Annotated in this window: 15 protein-coding genes; 9 read left to right on the top strand and 6 right to left on the bottom strand. The window is 72.0% G+C overall.

Annotation, left to right across the window (positions count from 1 at the left end; translation table 11 throughout):
• Positions 1 to 5: 5 nt before the first annotated feature.
• Positions 6 to 542: an NUDIX domain-containing protein gene (locus ACH5AC_RS19460; protein ID WP_398863122.1), complete on the bottom strand. Its 537-nt coding sequence runs from the start codon at positions 540 to 542 to the stop codon at positions 6 to 8.
• A 280-nt stretch (positions 543 to 822) separates the two neighbouring features.
• Here ACH5AC_RS19460 and ACH5AC_RS19455 point away from each other — a divergent pair, with 280 nt between their 5' ends.
• The 5 genes from ACH5AC_RS19455 (at position 823) to glpK (ending at position 6,903) form a co-directional block, all read left to right on the top strand.
• Positions 823 to 1,248 carry a Zn-ribbon domain-containing OB-fold protein gene (locus ACH5AC_RS19455; RefSeq protein ID WP_398863148.1) on the top strand — a complete coding sequence of 142 codons (426 nt, stop codon included), beginning with the start codon at positions 823 to 825 and terminating at the stop codon, positions 1,246 to 1,248.
• Entirely contained in the window at positions 1,245 to 2,435 is a 1,191-nt protein-coding gene (locus ACH5AC_RS19450; RefSeq protein ID WP_398863121.1) for a lipid-transfer protein, read from the top strand. The genes ACH5AC_RS19455 and ACH5AC_RS19450 overlap by 4 nt, the downstream gene beginning before the upstream one ends.
• 124 nt (positions 2,436 to 2,559) lie before the next feature.
• Entirely contained in the window at positions 2,560 to 4,227 is a 1,668-nt protein-coding gene (locus tag ACH5AC_RS19445; protein WP_398863120.1) for an EAL domain-containing protein, read from the top strand.
• A 397-nt stretch (positions 4,228 to 4,624) separates the two neighbouring features.
• On the top strand, positions 4,625 to 5,362 hold the full coding sequence (locus ACH5AC_RS19440) for an MIP/aquaporin family protein (protein WP_398863119.1): 738 nt from the start codon (positions 4,625 to 4,627) through the stop codon (positions 5,360 to 5,362).
• A 20-nt stretch (positions 5,363 to 5,382) separates the two neighbouring features.
• Positions 5,383 to 6,903, top strand: coding sequence for a glycerol kinase GlpK (gene glpK / locus ACH5AC_RS19435; protein WP_398863118.1), 1,521 nt, complete (start codon positions 5,383 to 5,385; stop codon positions 6,901 to 6,903).
• A gap of 88 nt (positions 6,904 to 6,991) precedes the next feature.
• Here the strand turns inward: glpK and ACH5AC_RS19430 are convergent, their stop codons facing one another.
• The 5 genes from ACH5AC_RS19430 to ACH5AC_RS19410 are packed head-to-tail and all read right to left on the bottom strand — an operon-like array spanning position 6,992 to position 14,965.
• Positions 6,992 to 7,597, bottom strand: a complete 606-nt coding sequence (locus ACH5AC_RS19430; protein WP_398863117.1) for a GTP-binding protein — start codon at positions 7,595 to 7,597, stop codon at positions 6,992 to 6,994.
• On the bottom strand, positions 7,578 to 11,204 hold the full coding sequence (locus ACH5AC_RS19425; RefSeq protein ID WP_398863116.1) for a hydantoinase B/oxoprolinase family protein: 3,627 nt from the start codon (positions 11,202 to 11,204) through the stop codon (positions 7,578 to 7,580). The genes ACH5AC_RS19430 and ACH5AC_RS19425 overlap by 20 nt, the downstream gene beginning before the upstream one ends.
• A gap of 24 nt (positions 11,205 to 11,228) precedes the next feature.
• Positions 11,229 to 11,624: a DUF742 domain-containing protein gene (locus tag ACH5AC_RS19420; protein WP_398863115.1), complete on the bottom strand. Its 396-nt coding sequence runs from the start codon at positions 11,622 to 11,624 to the stop codon at positions 11,229 to 11,231.
• A gap of 9 nt (positions 11,625 to 11,633) precedes the next feature.
• A complete protein-coding gene (locus tag ACH5AC_RS19415) occupies positions 11,634 to 12,068 on the bottom strand; it encodes a roadblock/LC7 domain-containing protein (RefSeq protein WP_398863113.1) in 435 nt (144 codons plus the stop codon).
• Positions 12,065 to 14,965: a nitrate- and nitrite sensing domain-containing protein gene (locus ACH5AC_RS19410; protein WP_398863112.1), complete on the bottom strand. Its 2,901-nt coding sequence runs from the start codon at positions 14,963 to 14,965 to the stop codon at positions 12,065 to 12,067. Before ACH5AC_RS19410 ends, ACH5AC_RS19415 begins: the two co-directional genes overlap by 4 nt.
• A 420-nt stretch (positions 14,966 to 15,385) precedes the next feature.
• On the opposite strand from ACH5AC_RS19410, the gene ACH5AC_RS19405 reads away from it, so the two are divergent.
• The 4 genes from ACH5AC_RS19405 to ACH5AC_RS19390 all read left to right on the top strand — a co-directional run bounded on the left by ACH5AC_RS19405 (position 15,386) and on the right by ACH5AC_RS19390 (position 21,339).
• Positions 15,386 to 16,000 carry a hypothetical protein gene (locus tag ACH5AC_RS19405; RefSeq protein WP_398863146.1) on the top strand — a complete coding sequence of 205 codons (615 nt, stop codon included), beginning with the start codon at positions 15,386 to 15,388 and terminating at the stop codon, positions 15,998 to 16,000.
• Positions 16,001 to 16,664: 664 nt separating this feature from the next.
• Positions 16,665 to 18,206 (top strand): GMC family oxidoreductase, encoded by a 1,542-nt coding sequence (locus ACH5AC_RS19400; protein ID WP_398863111.1) that lies wholly within the window; start codon positions 16,665 to 16,667, stop codon positions 18,204 to 18,206.
• A complete protein-coding gene (locus ACH5AC_RS19395; protein WP_398863109.1) occupies positions 18,206 to 19,303 on the top strand; it encodes a glycine betaine/L-proline ABC transporter ATP-binding protein in 1,098 nt (365 codons plus the stop codon). The genes ACH5AC_RS19400 and ACH5AC_RS19395 overlap by 1 nt, the downstream gene beginning before the upstream one ends.
• Positions 19,304 to 19,305: 2 nt before the next feature.
• Positions 19,306 to 21,339, top strand: coding sequence for an ABC transporter permease subunit (locus ACH5AC_RS19390; RefSeq protein WP_398863108.1), 2,034 nt, complete (start codon positions 19,306 to 19,308; stop codon positions 21,337 to 21,339).
• Positions 21,340 to 21,373: the final 34 nt, after the last annotated feature.

Genomic DNA, 21,373 nt, shown 5'->3' with positions numbered 1-21,373 from the left:
CGGGCTCAGACGTAGCGGCCTTCGAAGAACGCCCGCACGGCGTGCGTGTGCAGAGGGAAGGCAAGCTCCTCCGGCCTGCGCAGGAGGTGCCAGCCCTCGGTCTCGTCCGTGGCGGCCGAGGTGGGCAGGCGGTCGGCGGGGCGCTCCGGCAGCAGCCCGAAGAGCAGCAGGTGCCCGTCGGGTGAGCTCATCGCGTCGGCGAGCCTCACGTCGCGGCTCGCGACGTCGATGCCGGTCTCCTCCTTGAGTTCGCGTACGACGGCCTGCCGCCAGTCCTCGCGGTCGTCGATGTAGCCGCCGGGCAGTGCGATGCCGCCGAGCGCGGGTTCGACGGTGCGGGTGATGACGACGAGGGCGGTGCCCTGGGTGTCGTACACGGGCTGGAGGGCGATCGCCACCGGCAGCGGGTTGCGGTAGGCCACGGTCGCGCAGGCCGGGCAGGTACGGGGCCAGCCGGTGACGCTCTCCCCGTAGGGTGCTCCGCAGCTCGAACAATGCGAGTCATGTGCGGAGTTCGAAGTGGTGTGCTGAGTATCGGACACGCGGCGGACTGTATCCGATCGCGGGGAGGGCGTGACGCCGTGACGGTTCAGTCCGCCCTGGTGAGGGCCTGGTGGAGGGCTTGGGCGGGTGCGGAGGCGGCGGTCGCGGCCGGCGAAGCGGCGAGCGCGGTGATCGCATCGCGTACTGCGCTGGAGAGTCGTGTCATGTCTCCACCCTGCCCGTCCCCGCGCCCTGCCCATTTTCCGCAGGCCGTGGCACACTCCTGACGTTCCGTCAGATCTCGCGCCGGGAGGGGTCTTGTCGCGTACACGAAAGCCGGTGGTCGCCGGGTGGTTCACCGCGGACGGCGAGGACTTCGCACTGCTCGGGACGCGCTGCTCGGCGTGCCGTGCGGTCTTCTTCCCGCGTGAGGACGGCCACTGCCGCGATCCGCGCTGTGGGGGCAGTGAGCTGACGGAGGTTCCGCTGTCGCGGCGCGGGCGTGTCTGGTCGTACACCGACAGCCGGTACCGGCCTCCGTCACCCTATGTGACGAATCCGGAACTTCCGTGGGAGCCGTACGCGTTGATCGCTGTGGAGCTGGCCGCAGAACGGATCGTGGTGCTGGGACAGGCGGCTCCCGGGGTCACCGTCGCCGATCTGGCGGTGGGCATGGAAGTGGAGGCAGTGCCGGGCGTGCTCCACGAGGACGCGGAGACGACCTGGACGACCTGGCACTGGCGTCCGACGGGGGTGAGGGCATGACGGCAGAGGTGGCGGTGCTCGGCGCGGGGATGCATCCGTGGGGCAAGTGGGGGCGCGGCTTCGTCGAGTACGGAGTGGCGGCGGCGCGCGCGGCGCTGGCCGACGCCGGGCTGGAGTGGCGGGACATCGGCTCGATCGTGGGCGCGGACACCGTGCGTGGCGGCTATCCCGGGTATGTGGCCGGGGCGACCTTCGCCAGGGCACTGGGCTGGCAGGGGGCCCGCGTCACGAGCGTGTACGCGGCGTGCGCGTCGGGCGCCCACGCCATCGACGCGGCGCGGGCGCAGATCCTCTCGGGCCTCGCAGATGTCGCGCTGGTGGTGGGGGCCGACTCTGCTCCCAAGGGGTTCTTCCGGCCGGCGGGCGGGGACCGGCCGGACGATCCCGACTGGCTGCGCTTCCGGGTCCTCGGCGCCACCAACCCGACGTACTTCGGGCTGTACGCGCGCCGGCGGATGGCCGTGCACGGGGACACGCCGGAGGATTTCGCCCGGGTCAAGGTGAAGAACTCCGCCATGGGGGCGCTGAATCCGTACGCGCGCTACCGCCGGCCGGTCACCGGTGAGGAGGTCGCGGCCTCGCCCCTGGTCGCCGACCCGCTGCGGTTGCTGGACATCTGCGCCACCTCGGACGGCGGGGCGGCGCTGGTCCTGTCCAGCATGGAGTTCGCACGTCGGCACGGGGTGGCCGAGCCGGTACGGATCCGTGCGGTGTCCACTGTGACGCCGCGCTATCCCGCCACGGTGCTGGATCTGCCGGACATCGCGACCGACTCGGCCGTGGCGGTGGAGCCGGACGCCGAGCCGTTCCGGGCCTCGATCGCCCGGGCCGCCTACGAGGAGGCCGGGGTGGGGCCGGAGGACCTGTCCCTGGCGGAGGTCTACGACCTGTCCACCGCCCTGGAGTTGCAGTGGTACGAGGATCTGGGGCTGTGCGGCGCGGGCGAGGGCGCCAAGCTGCTCGGGGAGGGCGCGACGGCCGTGGGCGGGCGGATACCGGTGAACGCCAGCGGTGGTCTGGCGTCGTTCGGGGAGGCGGTGCCGGCCCAGGCTCTCGCACAGGTCTGCGAGGTCACCTGGCAGTTGAGGGGGCAGGCCGGTGAGCGCCAGATACCGGGGGCACGGGTGGCGATCACGGCGAACCAGGGGCTGTTCGGGCATGGGTCGGCGGTGGTGGCCGTGCGGTGAGGGCCGGGCGAAGGCGAGAGGGTGCCCGGGCCGCTGTTCGCACGCTCCGTGATCGCCCCGGAATCCTCCGTGAACGTCTCATGAACTGCGCCTGGGCGCCCGCCCACGGCGCCATCATGCTCGCGTGCACTCCTGGACGGATACTCTCCGCTTCGCTTTCCAGCCGGTGGTCAACCTGACCACCGGCGGGGTGGCCGGGCTGGAGCTCCTCGCCCGCCCGGAGACCGGCGACATCCTCGCCCGGGCCCGCCGGGAACCCGAACTCGACTGTCGGCTGGCGGTGTTGGCGGTGCGTTGGGCGGCCCGCAAGGAGACGCTGCTGCCGCTGCACGTGAACGTGTTCGCCGGCACCCTGGCCGATCTGGGCGGTCTCCCCTCCCTGCGCGACGCCGTACGCGAGGCCGGGCGGCTGCCCTGGGAGGTGTCGCTCGACATCGTGCCGCCGTACACCCATGTGCCGCAGCCGGCTCTGCTGGCCGCGCTGGGGGCGCTGCGCGAGCAGGGCTTCCGGATCAGTGCGGACGGGGTGGGCGACGGGGACGTACCGTTGCGGCTCCTTGTGGAGCTCGCGCCGGATCTGGTGAAGCTCGACGCCTCCCTGCTGGCGCGGCCCGCGGCGGTGCGGGCGATGCGGACGCTGTGCGACGAGTTGGGGGCGCTGCTGGCCGTCGAGGGGGTGGAGACCGAGCGGGAGTGCGCGGTCGCGCTCTCGGCGGGGGCGCAGTTGGCCCAGGGCGAGTTGTTCGCGCCGCCGGCCCGGCTGCCCGTCTCGGACGTGTACGTTCCGCCGCGCTCCCCCGGTGGCGTGTCGGCGCCTCGGCAGGGGCCGTCGGTGCGGCAGTTCGTCCGGCCCGCCGCGCTGTTGCCGGCCACCGCGTCGGCGGGGCAGGTGCGGGCGCTGCTGACCGGGTCGCCGGACGTGTCGGGGGTGCTGCTGGTGGACCGGGCGGGGGTTCCGGTCCGGTCGGTGCACCGTTCGCGCTTCCTGCTGTCGATGTCGGGGCGGTACGGGCACGCGCTGTACGCCGACCGGCCCGCGGCCAAGCTGGGCGACCCGCCGCGCACGGTCGGCGTCGACGCCACCGCCTGGGAGGTGCTGGACGTCGTCGCGGTCGGCGGGCGGGACCGTACCTCGGACGACGTGGCGGTCGTCGACCGCCAGGGGCGGTGCGTGGGTGTCGTACGGCTCGCGGATCTCGTACGGGCGCTGGCCGAGACCCGCGTCGAGGAGGCGGCGGGGCTGAATCCGCTGACCCGGCTGCCCGGTTCGGACGCGATCACCGGGGAGGTGGACCGGCGGATCGCGGACGGGCGGACGTTCGCCCTGAGTTGGCTGGATGTCGACCACTTCAAGCAGGTCAATGACGGGGCCGGGTTCGCGGCGGGCGACGAGTTGATCCGGGCGGTGGGCCGGGCGCTGCAGTTCGTGGCGGCCGCGGAGCAGTTCGGCGGCACGCGGGTGGGGCACATCGGCGGGGACGACTTCCTGGTGCTGGCGGATCCGGAGGGCCTGGATCCGGTGGCCGCCGCGGTGCTGGACGTGTCCTGGTCCGCGGGCGGGCGCCCGGTGACCCTGTCGTTGGCCACGGTGGTGTGTCCGCCGGGCAGCGTGACCGACCACCGGCAGGCCGCCGCCTGTCTGGCGCCGCTGAAGAAGGCGGCCAAGTCTCTGTGCGGACCGAGCTGGGTGCTGGGCCGCGCCGGCCTGCCCGGCCATGAGGTCCGCCGTGGCTCGGCTCCGATGCCGGCGGCCGGGGCGCGGCGGGTGGCCGCGGAGCCGGGGCCGGGGTGAGCCGGGGCGGCGCGGTGCGTGCGCCGGTGCGCGGGCCGTCGTAGGAGCGGGGGCGGGCCGTCCTGGGAGCGGGGGCGGGCCGTCGGCCCGTCCGGGGGAACGCGTCACCGCCGGGCCAACCGTTGTCGTCGGGCTCCTTGACGCTCCCTGGGCGCCGGTGAACACTTCCCGGTGTCAGCCGACATCGCCGTACATTCTCGGCGGATCCAGGCACGCGCCGGGCGCGGGCTTCCCGATCGACGGCCCGTTCCACCTCGGGCGATTCGGCCATGACGGCACGCTCGTCACGGACGCCGGACGGGGCGCGGGACACGCCCTGTCCAGGCCGAAGCCACGGGAACCGCACCCTGTACGGAGCACCGGGGTCGATCGCCCCGGGCCGGGCTTAGGAGCCGCCATGAGCAACGGAGACATTTTCGTCGGCGAGGTCATCGGCACCGGGATCCTGATCCTTTTCGGCGCGGGCGTCTGCGCCGCCGTCACCCTCAGACACTCCAAGGCCCGCGCCTCGGGCTGGGTGGTGATCGCGTTCGGGTGGGGCCTCGGCGTGATGGCGGGCGCGTACACGGCCGCTCCCCTGTCGGGCGGACACCTCAATCCGGCCGTGACCCTGGGGATCGCCATCGACACCGACAAGTGGGGGAAGGTCTGGGTCTATCTGCTGGGGCAGATGGTCGGCGCGATGCTGGGCGCCGTCCTCGCGTACCTGGTCTATCTGGCCCAGTTCCAGGCGAACACCCGCGAGGAGGGCGCCGACGAGGAGCCGACGCCCACCCTCGGCATCTTCTCCACCATCCCGGAGATCCGGAACCCGGTCGCCAACCTGATCACGGAGGTCATCGCGACGATCGCGCTCGTCCTGCCGATCCTCGCCTTCGGTCTGACGAAGGGGCTCGGTGAGTCCGGGACGCTGGTGCTGATCGTCGCGCTGCTGGTCGTCGGCATCGGTCTCTCCCTCGGCGGGCCCACCGGCTACGCCATCAATCCGGCGCGTGATCTGGGCCCGCGTATCGTCCACACCTTCCTGCCGATCCCGAACAAGGGCACCTCCGACTGGGGTTACGCCTGGATCCCGGTCGTCGGCCCGCTCGTCGGCGGAGCGCTCGCGGGTCTCCTGTACAACGCAGCCTTCTGAACCGAGCCCAAGGGGTAGCCATGACGGACCACGCCGCGCAGTACGTCGCCGCCATCGACCAGGGCACCACCTCGAGCCGCTGCATCATCTTCGACCACGACGGCGCGATAGTCGCCGTCGACCAGCGCGAACACCGCCAGATCTTCCCCAAGCCCGGCTGGGTGGAGCACGACGCCACCGAGATCTGGTCCAAGGTGCAGGCCGTGGTCGCCGGGGCGATCACCAAGGCGGGGCTGCGCACGGACCAGATCAGCGCGCTCGGCATCACCAACCAGCGTGAGACGACCGTGCTGTGGGACCGCGCCACCGGCAAGCCCGTGCACAACGCGATCGTCTGGCAGGACACCCGCACGGCCGCGCTCTGCGACGAACTGGGCGGCGCGGACGGGCAGGACCGTTTCCGGGACCGGACGGGCCTGCCGCTGGCCAGCTACTTCTCCGGCCCGAAGGCCGCCTGGCTGCTCGACAACGTGCCCGGCCTACGGGCCCGCGCCGAGCGCGGGGAGATCGCGTTCGGCACCATCGACTCCTGGCTGATCTGGAACCTCACCGGCGGCACCGAGGGCGGCCGGCACATCACCGACGTGACCAACGCCGGGCGCACCATGCTGATGAACCTGGAGACCCTCCAGTGGGACGCCTCGATCCTCTCCGCGATGAACGTGCCGGAGGCCGTGCTGCCGGAGATACTCTCCTCCGCCGAGGTGTACGGCACGGCGGTGGGCCAACTCGCCGGGGTGCCGGTGGCGTCGGCGCTGGGCGACCAGCAGGCGGCCGTGTTCGGCCAGGCGTGCTACGACGTCGGCACGGCCAAGAACACCTACGGCACGGGCAGTTTCCTGTTGCTCAACACCGGCAACCGGCCGGTGCCGTCGAAGAGCGGGCTGCTGACCACGATGGGGTACAAGATCGGCGACGAGGCGCCGGTGTACTGCCTGGAGGGGTCCATCGCGATCACGGGCGCGCTGGTGCAGTGGTTCCGGGACCAGTTGGGCATCATCCGTACGGCCGACGAGATCGAGACGCTGGCGGCGAGTGTCGAGGACAACGGCGGGGCGTACATCGTGCCGGCGTTCTCGGGCCTGTTCGCGCCGTACTGGCGCGCCGACGCGCGCGGGGTCGTCACCGGGCTCACCCGCTATGTCACGAAGGCCCATCTCGCACGCGCGGTGCTGGAGGCGACGAGCTGGCAGACGCGTGAGGTGGTGGACGCCATGTTCCAGGACTCCGGGGTGCACATCACGACCCTGAAGGTGGACGGCGGCATGACGAGCAACAACCTGCTGATGCAGCATCAGGCGGACGTGCTCGGGGTGCCGGTGATCCGGCCGAGGGTGTCGGAGACGACCTGTCTGGGCGCCGCGTACGCGGCGGGGCTGGCCACCGGGGTGTGGAACGACCTGGACGAGCTCAAGGCGCACTGGCAGAAGGACGCCGAGTGGACGCCGGCGATGGAGGCGTCCGTGCGGGACCGCGAGTACCACCACTGGCGCAGGGCCGTGGAGAAGAGTCTGGGCTGGCTGGAGGACGGCGACAGCTGAGCACGCGCGCGTGGGCACCGTCTCATGAGCCACGGCCCGTACCCCGGTCGGCGGGGGTACGGGCCGCGTTCGCGCCGGTGCGGGTGGCTCAGGTGGTGACGGTCTGGCGGCGTGCGGTGCCGTAGTCCATGGCGTGCTGGACCACGCCGACGAGGATGTCCTTGACCGACCGTCGATCGCGGGCGTCGCACAGCAGTACGGGGATGTCGTCGTCGAGGTCGAGGGCCCGGCGGACGTCCTCGGCCGGGTAACGGGCGGCTCCCTCGAAGCAGTTGACGCCGACGACGAACGGTAGGGAGCGGCGCTCGAAGTAGTCGACGGCGGCGAAGCAGTCCTCCAGGCGGCGGGTGTCGGCGAGGACGACGGCACCGAGCGCGCCCTCGGACAGCTCGTCCCACATGAACCAGAACCGCTCCTGACCGGGGGTGCCGAAGAGGTAGAGCACCAGGTCCTCGCGCAGGGTGATGCGCCCGAAGTCCATGGCGACGGTGGTCGTGTGCTTGCCCTCCACGCCCGTGGTGTCGTCGACCGGACGGCCGGCCTCGGTGAGGTACTCCTCGGTGCGCAGCGGCCTGATCTCGCTGACGGCGCCCACCAGGGTGGTCTTGCCGACGCCGAAGCCGCCGGCCACCAGGATCTTGAGCGTGACGGGCTCGACCGGGGGCTTGCCGCGCTCAGAACGCCCGAAGATCATCGGTCTCTTCTCCTGCTCGATGGGGGTCGGTGGGCGGCGGTCCGTAGCCTCCGCCGCCGGGGGTTTCGATGACGAGTACGTCGTCGGCGTGGACGTCGGCCGAGTCGCTGCCGCCGAGTTCGGTGACCGTGCCGTCCGCGTGTTCCACGCGGTTGGCGCCGAGCGCGCCGGGCTCGCCGCCCGCCATGCCGTACGGGGGCACCCTGCGGTGCTGGGACAGGGTGGAGACGGTCATGGGCTCCAGGAAGCGGATGCGGCGCACCGCGCCGTCCCCGCCGGGCCACCGGCCGGCGCCGCCGCTGCCGCGTCGGACCGTGAACTCCTCCAGCCGGACGGGCAGCCGCCACTCCAGGACCTCGGGGTCGGTGAGCCGGGAGTTGGTCATATGGGTCTGGACGACGCTCGCGCCGGGGAAGCCGTCGCCGGCGCCGGATCCGGAGGCGACGGTCTCGTAGTACTGGTGGCGGCTGTTGCCGAAGGTGACGTTGTTCATGGTGCCGGAGCCCTCGGCCTGCACCCCCAGGGCCGCGTAGAGGGCGCCGGTGATCGCCTGGGAGGTCTCGACGTTGCCGGCGACGACGGCGGCGGGCGGCCGGGGTGCGAGCAGGGAGCCGGGCGGCACCACGAGGTTCAGGGGGCGCAGACAGCCGTCGTTGAGCGGGATGTCGTCGTCGACCAGGGTGCGGAAGACGTACAGGACGGCGGCGTTGACGACGGCGAAGGGGGCGTTGAAGTTGCCGTCCAGCTGCGGTGACGTGCCGGTGAAGTCGATCGTGGCGGAGCGGTTCTCGCGGTCCACGCGCACGCGTACCCGGATGACGGCGCCGGAGTCGGTCTCGTAGGCGTACTCGCCGTCGTCGAGGGCGTCGATGACCCGGCGGACGGCTTCCCCGGCGTTGTCCTGGACGTGCCGCATGTACGCCTGTACGACGTCGAGCCCGAAGTGCTCGATCATGCGGCCCACTTCGTCGACGCCCTTCTGGTTGGCGGCGATCTGGGCGCGCAGGTCGGCGAGGTTGGTCTTCGGGTTGCGGGAGGGGTAGGGGGCCTCGGTGAGCAGCTGGAGGGTCTCCTGCTCGCGGAAACGGCCGTTCTCGGTGAGCAGCCAGTTGTCGAAGAGGACGCCTTCCTCGTCGATGGTGCGGCTGTGGGCGGGCATGGAGCCGGGGGCGATGCCGCCGATCTCGGCGTGGTGGCCGCGGGAGGCCACATAGAAGAGGATCCGGTCACCGTCCGTGTTCGCGGTGTCGAAGACCGGGGTGATCACGGTCACGTCGGGCAGGTGGGTGCCGCCGTGGTACGGGTCGTTGACGGCGTAGGTGTCGCCGGGCCGCATGGCGTCGGCGCGGCGCCGGATGACCTCTTTGACGCTGGTGCCCATCGAGCCGAGGTGGACGGGGATGTGCGGTGCGTTGGCCACCAGGTTTCCGTCCGGGTCGAACAGGGCGCAGGAGAAGTCGAGGCGTTCCTTGATGTTGACCGACTGGGCGGTGGACTCCAGCCGGGCACCCATCTGTTCGGCGATGGACATGAAGAGGTTGTTGAAGACCTCAAGCAGAACCGGGTCGGCTTCTGTGTCGAGTTCGGAACTCTGCGTGATCGCCGTGCGTTCCATGACCAGATGCCCGTCGTCGGTCGCCGCGGCCCGCCAGCCGTCGTCGACGACGGTCGTCGCGCCGGCCTCGGTGATGATCGCGGGGCCGGTGACGGTCTCGCCGGGGGGCAGCGCCTCGCGGCGGTGGAGGGGTACGTCGCGCCAGGTGCCGCCGGTGTGGAGGCGGACGGTCCCGGGTGCGGCGGGGCGGCCTTCGTACGGGGCGAGGGCGGACAGATCGGGGGGTGTGGTGATGCCGGTGGCTTCCACGGAGAGGGCCTCGACGACGATCGGGCGGTCGAGGGTGAAGGAGTACGTGGCGCGATGACGCTCTTCGAAGGCGTGCCGCATGGCGTCGGGCTCGGTCAGCTCGACGGTGAGGGTGGTGTCGGTGCCGTCGTAGCGGAGTTGGGCGCGGCGGGTGACGCGGATGCTCTCGCCGGGGATGTCCTCGGCGAGGAGTTCGGCGCGGGCGGCCGCCTCCAGGTCGGCGGCGGTCTTGAGGACGCCGGGCAGGGCGGCGGCTTCCAGGGGTGCCTCGGCGGACTGTTCGCGCATGGCGGTGGTGTCGGCGAGGCCGATGCCGAGCGCGGACAGGACACCGGCCATGGGCGGCACCAGGACGGTGCGGATGCCCAGCGAGTCGGCGACCGCGCACGCGTGCTGTCCGCCCGCACCACCGAAGGTGGTGAGGGCGTAGCGGGTGATGTCGTGGCCCTTCTGGACGGAGATCCGCTTGACGGCGTTGGCGATGTTGGCGACGGCGATCTGGAGGTAGCCCTCGGCGACCTGCTCGGGGGTGCGGTCGTCGCCGGTGCGCTTACGGATCTCGTGCGCGAGGGCGGTGAAGCGTGCGCGGACGAGGGTGTCGTCGAGGGGCTGGTCGCCGTCGGGGCCGAAGACGGCCGGGAAGTGGGCGGGCTGGATGCGGCCGAGCATCACGTTGGCGTCGGTGACGGCGAGCGGCCCGCCGCCGCGGTAGCAGGCGGGACCCGGGTCCGCGCCCGCCGAGTCCGGCCCTACGCGGTAGCGCGAGCCGTCGAAGTGGAGGACGGAGCCGCCGCCCGCGGCGACCGTGTGGATGTCCAGCATGGGGGCGCGCAGCCGGACGCCGGCGATCTGGGTGGTGAAGACACGCTCGTACTCGCCGGCGAAGTGGGAGACGTCGGTGGAGGTGCCGCCCATGTCGAAGCCGATGACGTGGTCGAAGCCGGCGAGCTGGGACATGCGGGCCATGCCGACGATGCCGCCCGCGGGCCCGGACAGGACGGCGTCCTTGCCGCGGAACTGCCCGGCCTCGGCGAGCCCGCCGTTGGACTGCATGAACATCAGCCGTACGCCGCGCAGTTCGTCGGCGACCTGCCGGACGTAGCGGCGCAGGACGGGCGAGAGGTAGGCGTCGACGACGGCGGTGTCCGTGCGCGGGACGAGTTTCATCAGCGGGCTGACCTCGCTGGACAGCGAGATCTGCGGGAAGCCGATCCGCTCGGCCAGGGCTCCCACCACCTGCTCGTGGGCGGGGTGCAGGTGGCTGTGCAGGCAGACCACGGCGACGGCCCGGATCCCGTCGTCGTACGCCTGCTGGAGGGGGCCGGCGAGAGCTTCGAGATCGGGGGCGCGCAGGACCGTGCCGTTCACGGCGATGCGTTCGTCGACCTCGACGACCCGCTCGTGGAGCAGTTCGGGCAGGTCGATGCGGCGGGCGAAGATGTGCGGGCGGTTCTGGTAGGCGATGCGCGGGGCGTCGCGGAAGCCGCGGGTGATGACGAGGAGGGTGCGTTCGCCCTTGCGTTCCAGCAGGGCGTTGGTGGCGACCGTCGTGCCCATGCGGACGGCGTCGACGGGGTCCGTCGAGCCGTCCAGCAGTTCACGTACGCCGGCCACGGCCGCGTCGGAGTACCGGGCCGGGTTCTCCGACAGCAGCTTGTGGGTCAGCAGCCGGCCGTCCGGGCGGCGCGCGACGATGTCGGTGAAGGTGCCGCCCCGATCCACCCAGAACTGCCAGCCTGTCACGTCTTCACCCCGCTTCCGCGCTGTTCACAGCGCCCGGAGGCCGTTGATCACGTCGCGCAGAATACTCTCGTCCGGCAGTTCGGCAGGGGGTACGGGCCGGTTCACATGGACGAATTCCGCGTCCACCAGATCGCCGACGAGGACCCGTACCACTCCGATGGGAAGGTCGAGTTCGGCGGCGAGTTCGGCGACCGACTGCGGGGTGTCCCGGCACAGGCCGACGATGTCCACGTGTTCCGGGGACAGCGAGGGGTCCGTGTCCGGGTCGTCCGCGTGGGGCTCGGTGACGACCACCGCGATCAGATCGAGGCGGTGCTGGCCGACGTGGCTGGTACGGCCGCGCGTCATGGCGTACGGACGCACGACCGGCCCTGCCTCGTCATCGAACCAGTGGCTGCTTCCCTGACCGTCTGTGCTCATGCCATCCCACTACCCGCCGGAGGGCAGATCGGTGCGCCGGTTCGTGCCCAGGTGGACGCCGACCCGCTTGACGAGCAGCGTCATCTCATAGGCGACCTGGCCGACGTCGGAGTCGGCGTCGGAGAGGACGGCGAGGCAGGAGCCGTCGCCGGCGGCGGTCACGAACAGGAAGGCGTCGTCGAGCTCGACGACGGTCTGCCGGACACTGCCCGCCTCGAAGTGGCGGCCCACGCCCTTGGCGAGGCTGTGGAACCCGGACGCCACAGCGGCCAGGTGCTCGCTGTCCTCTCTGGTCAGGTCCTTGGACACACCCGTCGCCAGTCCGTCGCTGGAGAGGACGACGGCCTTGCGGATGCTGGCCACGCGGTCGACGAGCTCGTCGAGGAGCCAGTTCAGCTCGCGTCCTTCGGTCGTGGTGTGGCCGGTCGCCTTCGGTGCGGTCATCGACCGTCCCCCTTAGTTCCTCGTGGTGCTGTGCCGCTGTGGGCGTCGTCGCCCGCGGCGTTCTCTGCGCGGCCGCGCTGCCAGCCCCGCTGCAGGGAGGCCATACGGCTGCGGACTTCGTCGGCGTCGCGGTCGGCGAGGTCGGGTCGCTCCTCGTCGCCCCGTGCGGGGCCCTGCCTCAGCTGTGGGGCGAGGCTCGCCTGGCGGACGCGCCGTGGCAGGGCTCCGGATGCTGTGCCGGGTTCGTGCGCCGAGGGTCGTCGGCCGGTGCCGTCCGGTCCGCTCGGCAGGGCGCCGGGGTGCCGTTGGGTGTCGGCTCCGGGCCGCTGCACGGAGTCACCGCGCTGGTCGGACGCGGTCGTGTTCTGCCGGGCGCGCCGTGGCAGCGACGGCGGCTCGCCCGGTTTGTCGAAGGCGCGCCCGGGTCCGGCCTGGCGCCCCGGGTGCTCGGTGGGCTGCTCGGGCGTGGCGTCGGCCCGGGGAATCTGGGCCGTTGTGCCCCGGCGGCGCGTCGGCAGGGCTGCCGGGGTGTCCTCCGGCCGGCTGGAAGCCGCGTCCTTGTCCGGCTCCGGCCGCCAGGGGCGCTGGTCTCCGACGGGACGGCCGTGGGAGCTGACGAGCTTGGGGGTGTGGCGGCGCGGCAGGGACACGGGCGCTCCGGCCTCGTTGCCGACGGGGTCCGCCGCGCCTCGGTCGAGGTTGTCGGCGGGGGCCGTGCGGTTGTCCTGGGCGCGCCGGAGGCTGTGGCGCGGGCGGAACAGGGCGCCGTGTTCGCCGTCGTCCGGCAGGCCGTCGGGGAAGTCGCCGAGGGCGTCGAGGCCGACGGAGGCGTCCAGGTCGACGGGGGCCTCGAGTTCGACCGGGCCGTCCAGCAGGGGGCCGGGAAGTCCGGGGAGGCGTACGGATGCCGGGGAGAGCGTGGGCCTGCGGCCTTCGACGGGTTCCTCCTCCTTGGGGGGCCGTGGGCGGTCGAGGCGGAAGCCGATGCCGTTGGTGTCGGGGACGTCGTCCGTCAGCAGGGTGTCGGGGATGAACACGACGGCTGTCGTGCCGCCGTAGGGCGAGGGCTGCAGGGAGACGCGGACGTTCTGGCGCTGGGCGAGCCGGCTGACCACGAACAGGCCGAGCCGGTCGGTGTCGGACAGCTCGAACTCCGGGGTCTCGGCGAGCCGGAGGTTGGCGTCCAGGAGGGCTTCGGGTGCCATGCCGAGGCCCCGGTCGTGGATCTCCAGCGTGAATCCGTTGGCGACGCGTTCGCCCAGGACCTGGACGGCGGTGTGCGGTGGGGAGAACACCGTGGCGTTCTCGAGGAGTTCGGCCACCAGGTGGGTGAGGTCGGCGACGGCCGGGCCGGTGACGGCGACCCGTGGCAGGCGGCGGACCTCGACGCGTTCGTAGTCCTCGACCTCGGCGACGGCGGCCCGCACGATGTCCATGAGCTGGACGGGCTTGCGCCACTGGCGGGAGGGAGCGGCGCCGGAGAGGATCACCAGGCCCTCGGCGTGGCGGCGCATGCGGGTGGTGAGGTGGTCGAGGCGGAAGAGGTCGGCGAGTTCCTCGGTGTCCTCGGTGCGGCGCTCCATGGTGTCGAGGAGCGTGAGCTGCTTGTGGAGGAGGACCTGGCTGCGTCGGGCGAGGTTGACGAAGACCTCGGAGACGCCTGCGCGCAGTTCGGCCTGCTTGACGGCGGCCTCGACGGCGGCGCGCTGAAGGGTGTTGAGGGCCTGGCCGACCTCGCCGATCTCGTTCTTGTCGTACTCCAGGCGGGGCACTTCGGTCTCCACGTCGACCTGTTCGCCCGCGGACAGGCGGCGCATCACGCTCGGCAGCCGGACGCCGGACGCCTCGTGGGCGTCCAGCCGCAGCTGGCGCAGATCACGGATGAGGCCGCGGCCGACGCGCACCGACAGGAAGAGGGAGACCAGCAGGGCGATCAGGCCGAGGACACCGGCGACGGCGGCCTTCACGATGACCTCGATCGCGTCCGGGCGGACGCGGTCCTGGTAGCGGTCGTGTGCCTGCTCGTCGAGGGTGCCGAGTTCGTCGAGCGCGTTCCCGGCGGCGGTGTCCCAGCTCTTGGCGGTGACGCCGCGTGGCATGCCGCCCGGTTCGGTGACGACGACGGCTTTCTCCGCGGTGCGCAGCGGGGCGGTGGTGGCGTTGCTCCAGAAGCGTTCGTAGCGTTCGCGTTCCGCGGTCGGCAGCTGGGGCAGGCTGATGTCGTAGACCGCCCGCCGCTGGGCCTCCAGGTCGGAGACGGCGCGGATCTCGTCGCGGGTCAGCTTGCCCACGACGAGGGCGGAGCCGAGCAGGGCGTCCTCGCGGGAGAGCAGTTCACGGGCGCGGGCGGCGTGGACCAGGGCCCGGTACTGCTTGTCCAGTTCGACGCTGTCGACGGCGTCGAGCTTGGAGAGCAGTTCGTAGCCGGGGTCGACGAGCTTGTTGTAGAGGTCGAGGGCCTGGGCGCGGGTGACGGTGCCCTGCTCGACGCTGCCACGCAGGGAGTCGACGCCGTCGAGGGCGTCCAGGATGGCGGTGAGGCCGTCGCTGTCGTCCTGGTTCAGGATGTCGCGCAGGTCGGGGTCGCCGGCGTTCGCGCGGAGTTCGGCGACGGTCCTGTCCGTGGCGGCGCGGGTGCGGCGGAGCGCGGTGAGCGCGTCGGCGGCGCGGGGGTCTGCGAGATAGACCAGGGTCTGGCGGCGTTCCTGCTGGATGACGCGAATGGTGTCCTCGACGGGGTAACCGACCTTCTCCATCAGGGAGGAGACGGTGAACAGCCGGCTCGCCTCGCGTCCCGTGAGTACCGTGGCGAAGCCCCAGATGGCGGTCAGGGACACGAGCGGCACGAGAAGCAGCGCCACGATCTTCCGGCGGATCGACTTCCCGCGAAAGCGCATGGTCTCCCCCAGCTCGAACCCCCGGTGGAAAGGGGGGCACGCATGTGCGTCAACAAACGCCGCGAGCCTACTACCGTCACACAGTTAACTCGAAGAGCCGTCCGGAAGCAGAACTTCCGCACGTGCGCCCGGAGATGGGGAGGTGTCGGGGCATTGAGGGAGATTGCTTCCCTGGCTCCGGCGGTGCGGGCAGGAGGCGACGGCGGGGTACCCGTCGGTGGATTGGCCGGAATTTATCGTCCCTTGGGAATCTTCGGGGCGTCTTGTTCGTCCTTCTCCTAGGGAATTGGGGGCGGAATCGGCCACATGGGCCGCATGCCGCACCTCGGCGGCGTAAAACAGCGCAAGCCGGGCAGCCACTGGGGAGCCGGATGTCATGCCGGGGCGAGCGGTCTGCTGGCGGTGGGGAGTGACACGTTGATGGGCACGGCGGAGCGGCGCGAGACACCTGAGGGCGGCACTGCGGTGGACGGGGCGGCGCAGCGGCACCCCGGGGCGCCGGATCGCGACATTCCGGCAAGTGGCCGCGGGGTGAGGGACCGACGCGGCGTTCCGGCGTGGACGGGGGACAGGACTGTGTGGGCAGGGGGAGACGCCGGCGCGCGGCGGAACGGGCCGGCCTGGGCGCGGCGGGAGCAGCCTGCCCATCGGCCGCTGTGGGTCGAGGAGCCGGCGCGGCGCCGGCGGATGCCGGATCCGGTGCGGGCAGCCGCGGTCCGCTCGGTGATCCTGATCGCCGTGACGCTGTTGCAGGCGATGGTGGCCTACCTGTGCACGATGGCCGGATCCTGGCTGACATTTCCCATGGTGATCAGCAGTGTGGTGAGCACCGTGGTGGCGACGTGGGCCGTGCTCGACGTCTGGGTGACGCGGCAGGTGTGGAAGCAGCGCAACGGGGTCGTGTCGACGCCGAGCAGTACCGCCCGCGCACTGCGCCGGGAGCGGCGCCGGGTCCGACGGCAGGAGCGGGCCGCGGAGCGCGCCCAGGAGCGGATACGCGGGCGGGGTGGGGCGGGGCAGCTGTCGCATCCGTGAGCCACGGGCCTCGGGCCGTCACCACGCGGGGCTCCACCCCGCTCCTCCGACTTCTTCTCCGCCCGGTTGGCGACAACCCTGTGCCGTTCGGCCCGGCGGCCGTCGACACCTTCCGAGCACAGGACACTTCGACGCGGCGCCCAGCATCATGCGGGCCCGCAGCATCACCTCACTGCCCCGCCGTATGGGGGATACGGCCTCTGACGGGCAGTCGGCTCGGCCGGAACTCCGTCACCCGGGGCGTTCACGCCACTGTGTGTCGGGCGGGTTTCGGCCGGGCCATTCCTTTTGCCAAGGGTTAACTCGCCCCTCTTGACGGGCTATCGGCGGCGTTCCCACTATGTTCCCCATCGCGCAAGCCATCGTGTATTGCGCAACAACAGAGGAGCATGCCGTGCCCACGAGGCCCGTGCCGCAGTCACCGTCGAGCGCCGGGGTGCGCCGACACCTCCGAGCGCCGCATTCGGGTCCCCCATTTCTGACCTATCGGACAACTTGGGGCAGAGGAAATCCCGTTGATGTGACGAGTGCCACATTCGACGCTGAATTCGAATGACCCAGAAAGAGCAGGGCAGGCGCCCCGTCCCATGTCCGGTCAACAACCTGACCGGACATGGGGAGCCGGAAAAGTCGTCCGGCCCGCACGACAAGGAGCAGGAACCCCATGCCCGAGCAGGACACTTACGACTACGTCGTCATCGGCGGCGGTACGGCCGGATCCGTGATCGCGTCACGGATCACCGAGGACCCGCAGGTCAGCGTAGCGGTCATCGAGGGCGGACCGTCCGATGTGGACCGCCCCGAGGTGCTGACGCTGCGCCGCTGGCTCGGCCTGCTCGGTGGTGAACTCGACTACGACTACCCGACCACCGAGCAGCCGCGCGGCAACTCCCACATCCGCCACAGCCGCGCCCGCGTCCTCGGCGGCTGCTCGTCCCACAACACCCTGATCAGCTTCAAGCCGCTGCCGTCCGACTGGGCGGAGTGGGTCGAGGCCGGAGCCGAGGGCTGGGACGCGGCCAGCATGGACCCGTACTACGACCGGCTGCTGAACAACATCGTCGCGGTGGACGAGAAGGACCGCAACGCCATCGCCCGCGACTTCGTCGAGGCCGCGCGGCAGGCCACCGGTGTGCCGCGCGTCGAGGGCTTCAACAAGGAGCCGTTCCACGAGGGCGTCGGCTTCTTCGACCTCGCCTACCACCCCGAGAACAACAAGCGCTCCTCGGCCTCGGTGGCGTATCTGCACCCCTTCCTCGACCGGCCGAACCTCCACCTCATGCTGGAGACCTGGGCGTTCCGGTTGGAGACCGACGGTGACCGGGTGAGCGGCGTGCGGGTGCGCACCGCCGACGGGACCGAGAAGACCGTCAACGCCGCGCGTGAGGTGATCGTCTGCGCGGGTGCCGTGGACACCCCGCGGCTGCTGATGCTGTCCGGCATCGGCCCCAAGGAGGACCTGGCGGCGCTCGGCATCCCCGTGATCCACGATCTGCCCGGCGTCGGCGAGAACCTGCTCGACCACCCCGAGTCGGTCATCGTGTGGGAGACGCACGGCCCCATACCGGAGAACTCCGCGATGGACTCCGACGCCGGCCTGTTCGTGCGCCGGGACCCCGCCTCCGAGGGCCCGGACCTGATGTTCCACTTCTACCAAATCCCGTTCACCGACAACCCCGAGCGGCTCGGGTACGAGAAGCCCCCGTACGGGGTGTCGATGACGCCGAACATCCCCAAGCCCCGCAGCCGGGGCCGACTCTGTCTGACCAGCGCCGACCCGTCCGTGAAGCCGGCGCTCGACTTCCGCTACTTCACCGACGAGGACGACCACGACGGCCGGACCCTCGTCGACGGCATCCGCATCGCCCGCGAGATCGCCAGGACCGAGCCGCTGGCCGGCTGGCTCAAGCGCGAGGTGTGCCCCGGCCCCGAGGTGACCGGCGACGAGGAGCTCAGCGAGTACGCCCGCAAGGTGGCGCACACCGTGTACCACCCGGCGGGCACCTGCCGGATCGGCGCCGCCGACGACCCGCTCGCCGTCGTGGGCCCCGACCTGCGCGTGCACGGCCTGCGCGGCATCCGCGTCGCGGACGCCTCCGTGTTCCCCACCATCCCCGCCGTCAATCCGATGATCGGGGTCCTCATGGTCGGCGAGAAGTGCGCCGACCTGCTCACTCGGCCGACGCACCCGGGAGTCGATGCCTGATGTCCAGCCCGCAGAAGGAAGCCGCGCGAAATCCGGCGCCCTCGACCGACGACGCACCGCCGCCCGTCTTCTCGGTGCGCAACCTCTGGAAGGTCTTCGGCCCCAAGGCGGAGCGTGTCCCCGGCACCGAGCTGGCCGGCCTGCCGGCCGACGAGCTGCGCCGTCGGACCGGCTGCACGGTCGCCGTCCGGGACGTGTCCTTCGACGTCCGCAAGGGCGAGGTCTTCGTCGTCATGGGCCTGTCAGGCTCCGGCAAGTCCACTCTGGTGCGCTGTCTGACCCGGCTCATCGAGCCGACCTCCGGCGCGCTGGAGATCGACGGCGAGGACGTGCGGGCGATGGACCGGACCCGGCTGCGTGAACTGCGCCGGCACCGGGCCGCCATGGTCTTCCAGCACTTCGGTCTGCTGCCGCACCGCTCGGTGCTCGACAACGTGGCGTACGGCCTGGAGATCCAGGGCCTCGGCAAGGTGGAGCGGCGCGCGGCGGCCATGAAGGTCGTCGCCAAGGTCGGCCTGGAGGGCATGGAGCACCGGCGTCCGGCCCAGCTCTCCGGCGGACAGCAGCAGCGCGTCGGGCTCGCCCGGGCGCTGGCCGTGGATCCCGAGGTCCTGCTGTTCGACGAGCCGTTCAGCGCGCTCGACCCGCTGATCCGGCGCGACATGCAGGAGGAGGTGATCCGGCTGCACCGCGAGGAGGGCCGCACCATGGTCTTCATCACCCACGACCTGCAGGAGGCCCTGCGGCTCGGCGACCGCATCGCGCTGATGCGGGGCGGCGAGATCGTGCAGTGCGGCACGCCGGAGGAGATCGTCGCGACGCCCGCCGACGACTATGTGCGCGACTTCGTGCGCGACGTGCCCCGCGAGCAGGTCATCACGGTGCGCAGCGCCATGCGCCCGGGCGACTGCGGCGGCACCGAACACCCCGGTGCCCTCTCCCCCGACACCGTCGTCGCGTCCGCCATCGAGACCGTGGCCCGCAGTGGCAGCGCCGCCTGCGTGGTGGAGGACGACCGCTGTCTGGGCGTCGTCGACCACACCAACCTGCTGGCGGTCGTCGCGGGACTGGACCCCGAGCCGGCGGGGGTGAGATGACGATGAGCACGCTCGTACCCGAGAAACAGACCTCCGAGCGCGACGTCTCCCCACCGGGCCCGACGTCCGGCGCCGCCACCCGCGCCCTGCTGCTGCGCCGACTCGCGGTGCTGCCCCCTCTCGGCCGGCGGCTCGTCGGCCTGGCGGCCGTGGCCGTCGTCCTGGTGCCGTTCGCCGCCGTGCTGTGGGGCAGCGGATCCTGGCCGAACGGCCTCGGCGTGGATGTGTCCGGGCCGCTGGACGACCTCAGCCAGTGGATCGTGGACAACCGGGACACCAGCCCGCTGTTCCTGTACTTCCTGCTGCACATCAGCAACACCACGGTCGACGCCGTCGACGGGGTGTACGCCGTGCTGGACGGCCTCGGCTGGCCCGGCTTGACCGCGGCGGCCGTACTACTGGCGTGGTGCGCGGCGGGCGCGGGCCGGGCCGGGGCGAAGGTCGCGGCGATCGCGCTGGGCGCCTTCGCCGGCTGCGGACTGCTCGGCATGTGGGACCCGGCGATGCTGACGCTGGCCCTGATGATCGTCGCGGTCGCCGTCTCCGCGCTGGTCGGCTTCCTGCTGGGCCTGGCCGCGGGCCTGTTCCCGCGCGTGGACCGGGCGCTGCGACCCGTCCTGGACACCATGCAGGTGCTCCCGGCCTTCGCCTATCTGCTGCCGTTCGTGCTGGTCTTCGGCACCGGCTCGCCCGCCGCGCTGCTGGCCACCGTCATCTACGCGGCCCCGCCGATGGCCCGGCTCACCTCCCTCGGGCTGCGCGGCGCGGACCCGTCCGTGCTGGAGGCGTCCCTGTCGCTGGGCGCGGACTCCCGCCAGCAGCTGCTGAAGGCTCGGCTGCCGCTGGCCCGCAAGGAGCTGCTGCTGGGCCTCAACCAGACCATCATGATGGCGCTGTCCATGGTCGTCATCGCCTCCGTGATCGGCGCCGGCGGCCTCGGCGACGAGGTGTACTCGGCGCTCGCGACGGTCGACGTCGGCGCGGCGCTCGCCGCGGGCATCCCGATCGTGCTGATCGCCGTATGGCTGGACCGTACGACCGAGGCGGCGGGCGAGCGGATCGGCGCGCCCGTGGCCGACGGACCGCGGCTGTTGCACGGCGGCCCGGCCTGGGCGCTGGCCGCCGCCGGTACCGTCGCCGCGTTCGTCGCGGGCAGGGCCGCGGGCGCGGCGCGCTGGCCGGACGCCTGGACGCTGGACATCTCCGGCTCCGTCAACTCCTTCCAGGAGTGGATGGTCGACAACCTGCACTCCGGTGTGCCCGTGCTGGGCGGGACGGAGGTGTGGGCGTCGAACTTCACCTCCTGGGTCCTCAACCCCCTGCGCAGTGCGCTGCAGGGTGCTCCCTGGTGGTCGCTGCTGCTGCTCGTCGCCGCTCTCGCGCTGCTGGTCGGTACCTGGCGCGCCGCGCTGGGCGCGACGGCCGCACTCGCCGTCACCGGGGTGCTGGGGGTGTGGCCGCAGACCCTGGACACGCTGTCGCAGGTGCTGGCCGCGCTGGCGCTGGCGCTGTTGCTGGGTGTCGCCATCGGTGTCCTGGCCGCCCGGGTCGGCTGGCTGGAGCGGGCGCTGCGGCCCGTCCTGGACGTGCTCCAGACGCTGCCCCAGTTCGTCTATCTCATCCCGGTCGTCGCCCTGTTCGGGGTGGGCCGCGCCGCCGCCATCACCGCGGCCGTCGCCTACGCCCTGCCCGCCGTGGTCCGCATCACCACGCAGGGCGTGAAGCAGACCGACCCGGCCGCGCTGGAGGCGGCCCGCTCGCTCGGCGCGACCGGCGCGCAGCAACTGCGCCAGGTGCAGCTGCCACTGGCCCGGCCCGCGCTGCTGCTCGCCGTCAACCAGGGCGTGGTGCTGGTCCTCGCGGTCGTCATCGTCGGCGGCCTCGTCGGCGGCGGTGCGCTCGGCTACGACGTCGTGTACGGCCTGTCCCGCGGTGACCTGGGCGTCGGCCTGGTCGCGGGCGCCGCGATCGTCTGCCTCGGCCTGGTCCTGGACCGGGTCACCCAGCCCGCCGCGTCGCGCGGCACGGACCGCTGAACTCCGTCCCCCCCCATTTTTTGTTCCGGAAAGT

Source organism: Streptomyces sp. NPDC018693 (assembly GCF_044391385.1).
Classification (GTDB): domain Bacteria; phylum Actinomycetota; class Actinomycetes; order Streptomycetales; family Streptomycetaceae; genus Streptomyces.
Note: the sequence above shows the minus strand (reverse complement) of the source record. Positions and strands in the feature narration are given on the sequence as shown.

Coding starts and splice junctions, on each gene's coding strand:
- ACH5AC_RS19405 (WP_398863146.1), top strand. CDS start 15,386: ATGGGCACGGCGGAGCGGCGCGAGACACCTGAGGGCGGCACTGCGGTG.
- ACH5AC_RS19420 (WP_398863115.1), bottom strand. CDS start 11,624: ATGAGCACAGACGGTCAGGGAAGCAGCCACTGGTTCGATGACGAGGCA.
- ACH5AC_RS19390 (WP_398863108.1), top strand. CDS start 19,306: ATGAGCACGCTCGTACCCGAGAAACAGACCTCCGAGCGCGACGTCTCC.
- ACH5AC_RS19410 (WP_398863112.1), bottom strand. CDS start 14,965: ATGCGCTTTCGCGGGAAGTCGATCCGCCGGAAGATCGTGGCGCTGCTT.
- ACH5AC_RS19400 (WP_398863111.1), top strand. CDS start 16,665: ATGCCCGAGCAGGACACTTACGACTACGTCGTCATCGGCGGCGGTACG.
- ACH5AC_RS19440 (WP_398863119.1), top strand. CDS start 4,625: ATGAGCAACGGAGACATTTTCGTCGGCGAGGTCATCGGCACCGGGATC.
- ACH5AC_RS19415 (WP_398863113.1), bottom strand. CDS start 12,068: ATGACCGCACCGAAGGCGACCGGCCACACCACGACCGAAGGACGCGAG.
- ACH5AC_RS19430 (WP_398863117.1), bottom strand. CDS start 7,597: ATGATCTTCGGGCGTTCTGAGCGCGGCAAGCCCCCGGTCGAGCCCGTC.
- ACH5AC_RS19450 (WP_398863121.1), top strand. CDS start 1,245: ATGACGGCAGAGGTGGCGGTGCTCGGCGCGGGGATGCATCCGTGGGGC.
- glpK (WP_398863118.1), top strand. CDS start 5,383: ATGACGGACCACGCCGCGCAGTACGTCGCCGCCATCGACCAGGGCACC.
- ACH5AC_RS19395 (WP_398863109.1), top strand. CDS start 18,206: ATGTCCAGCCCGCAGAAGGAAGCCGCGCGAAATCCGGCGCCCTCGACC.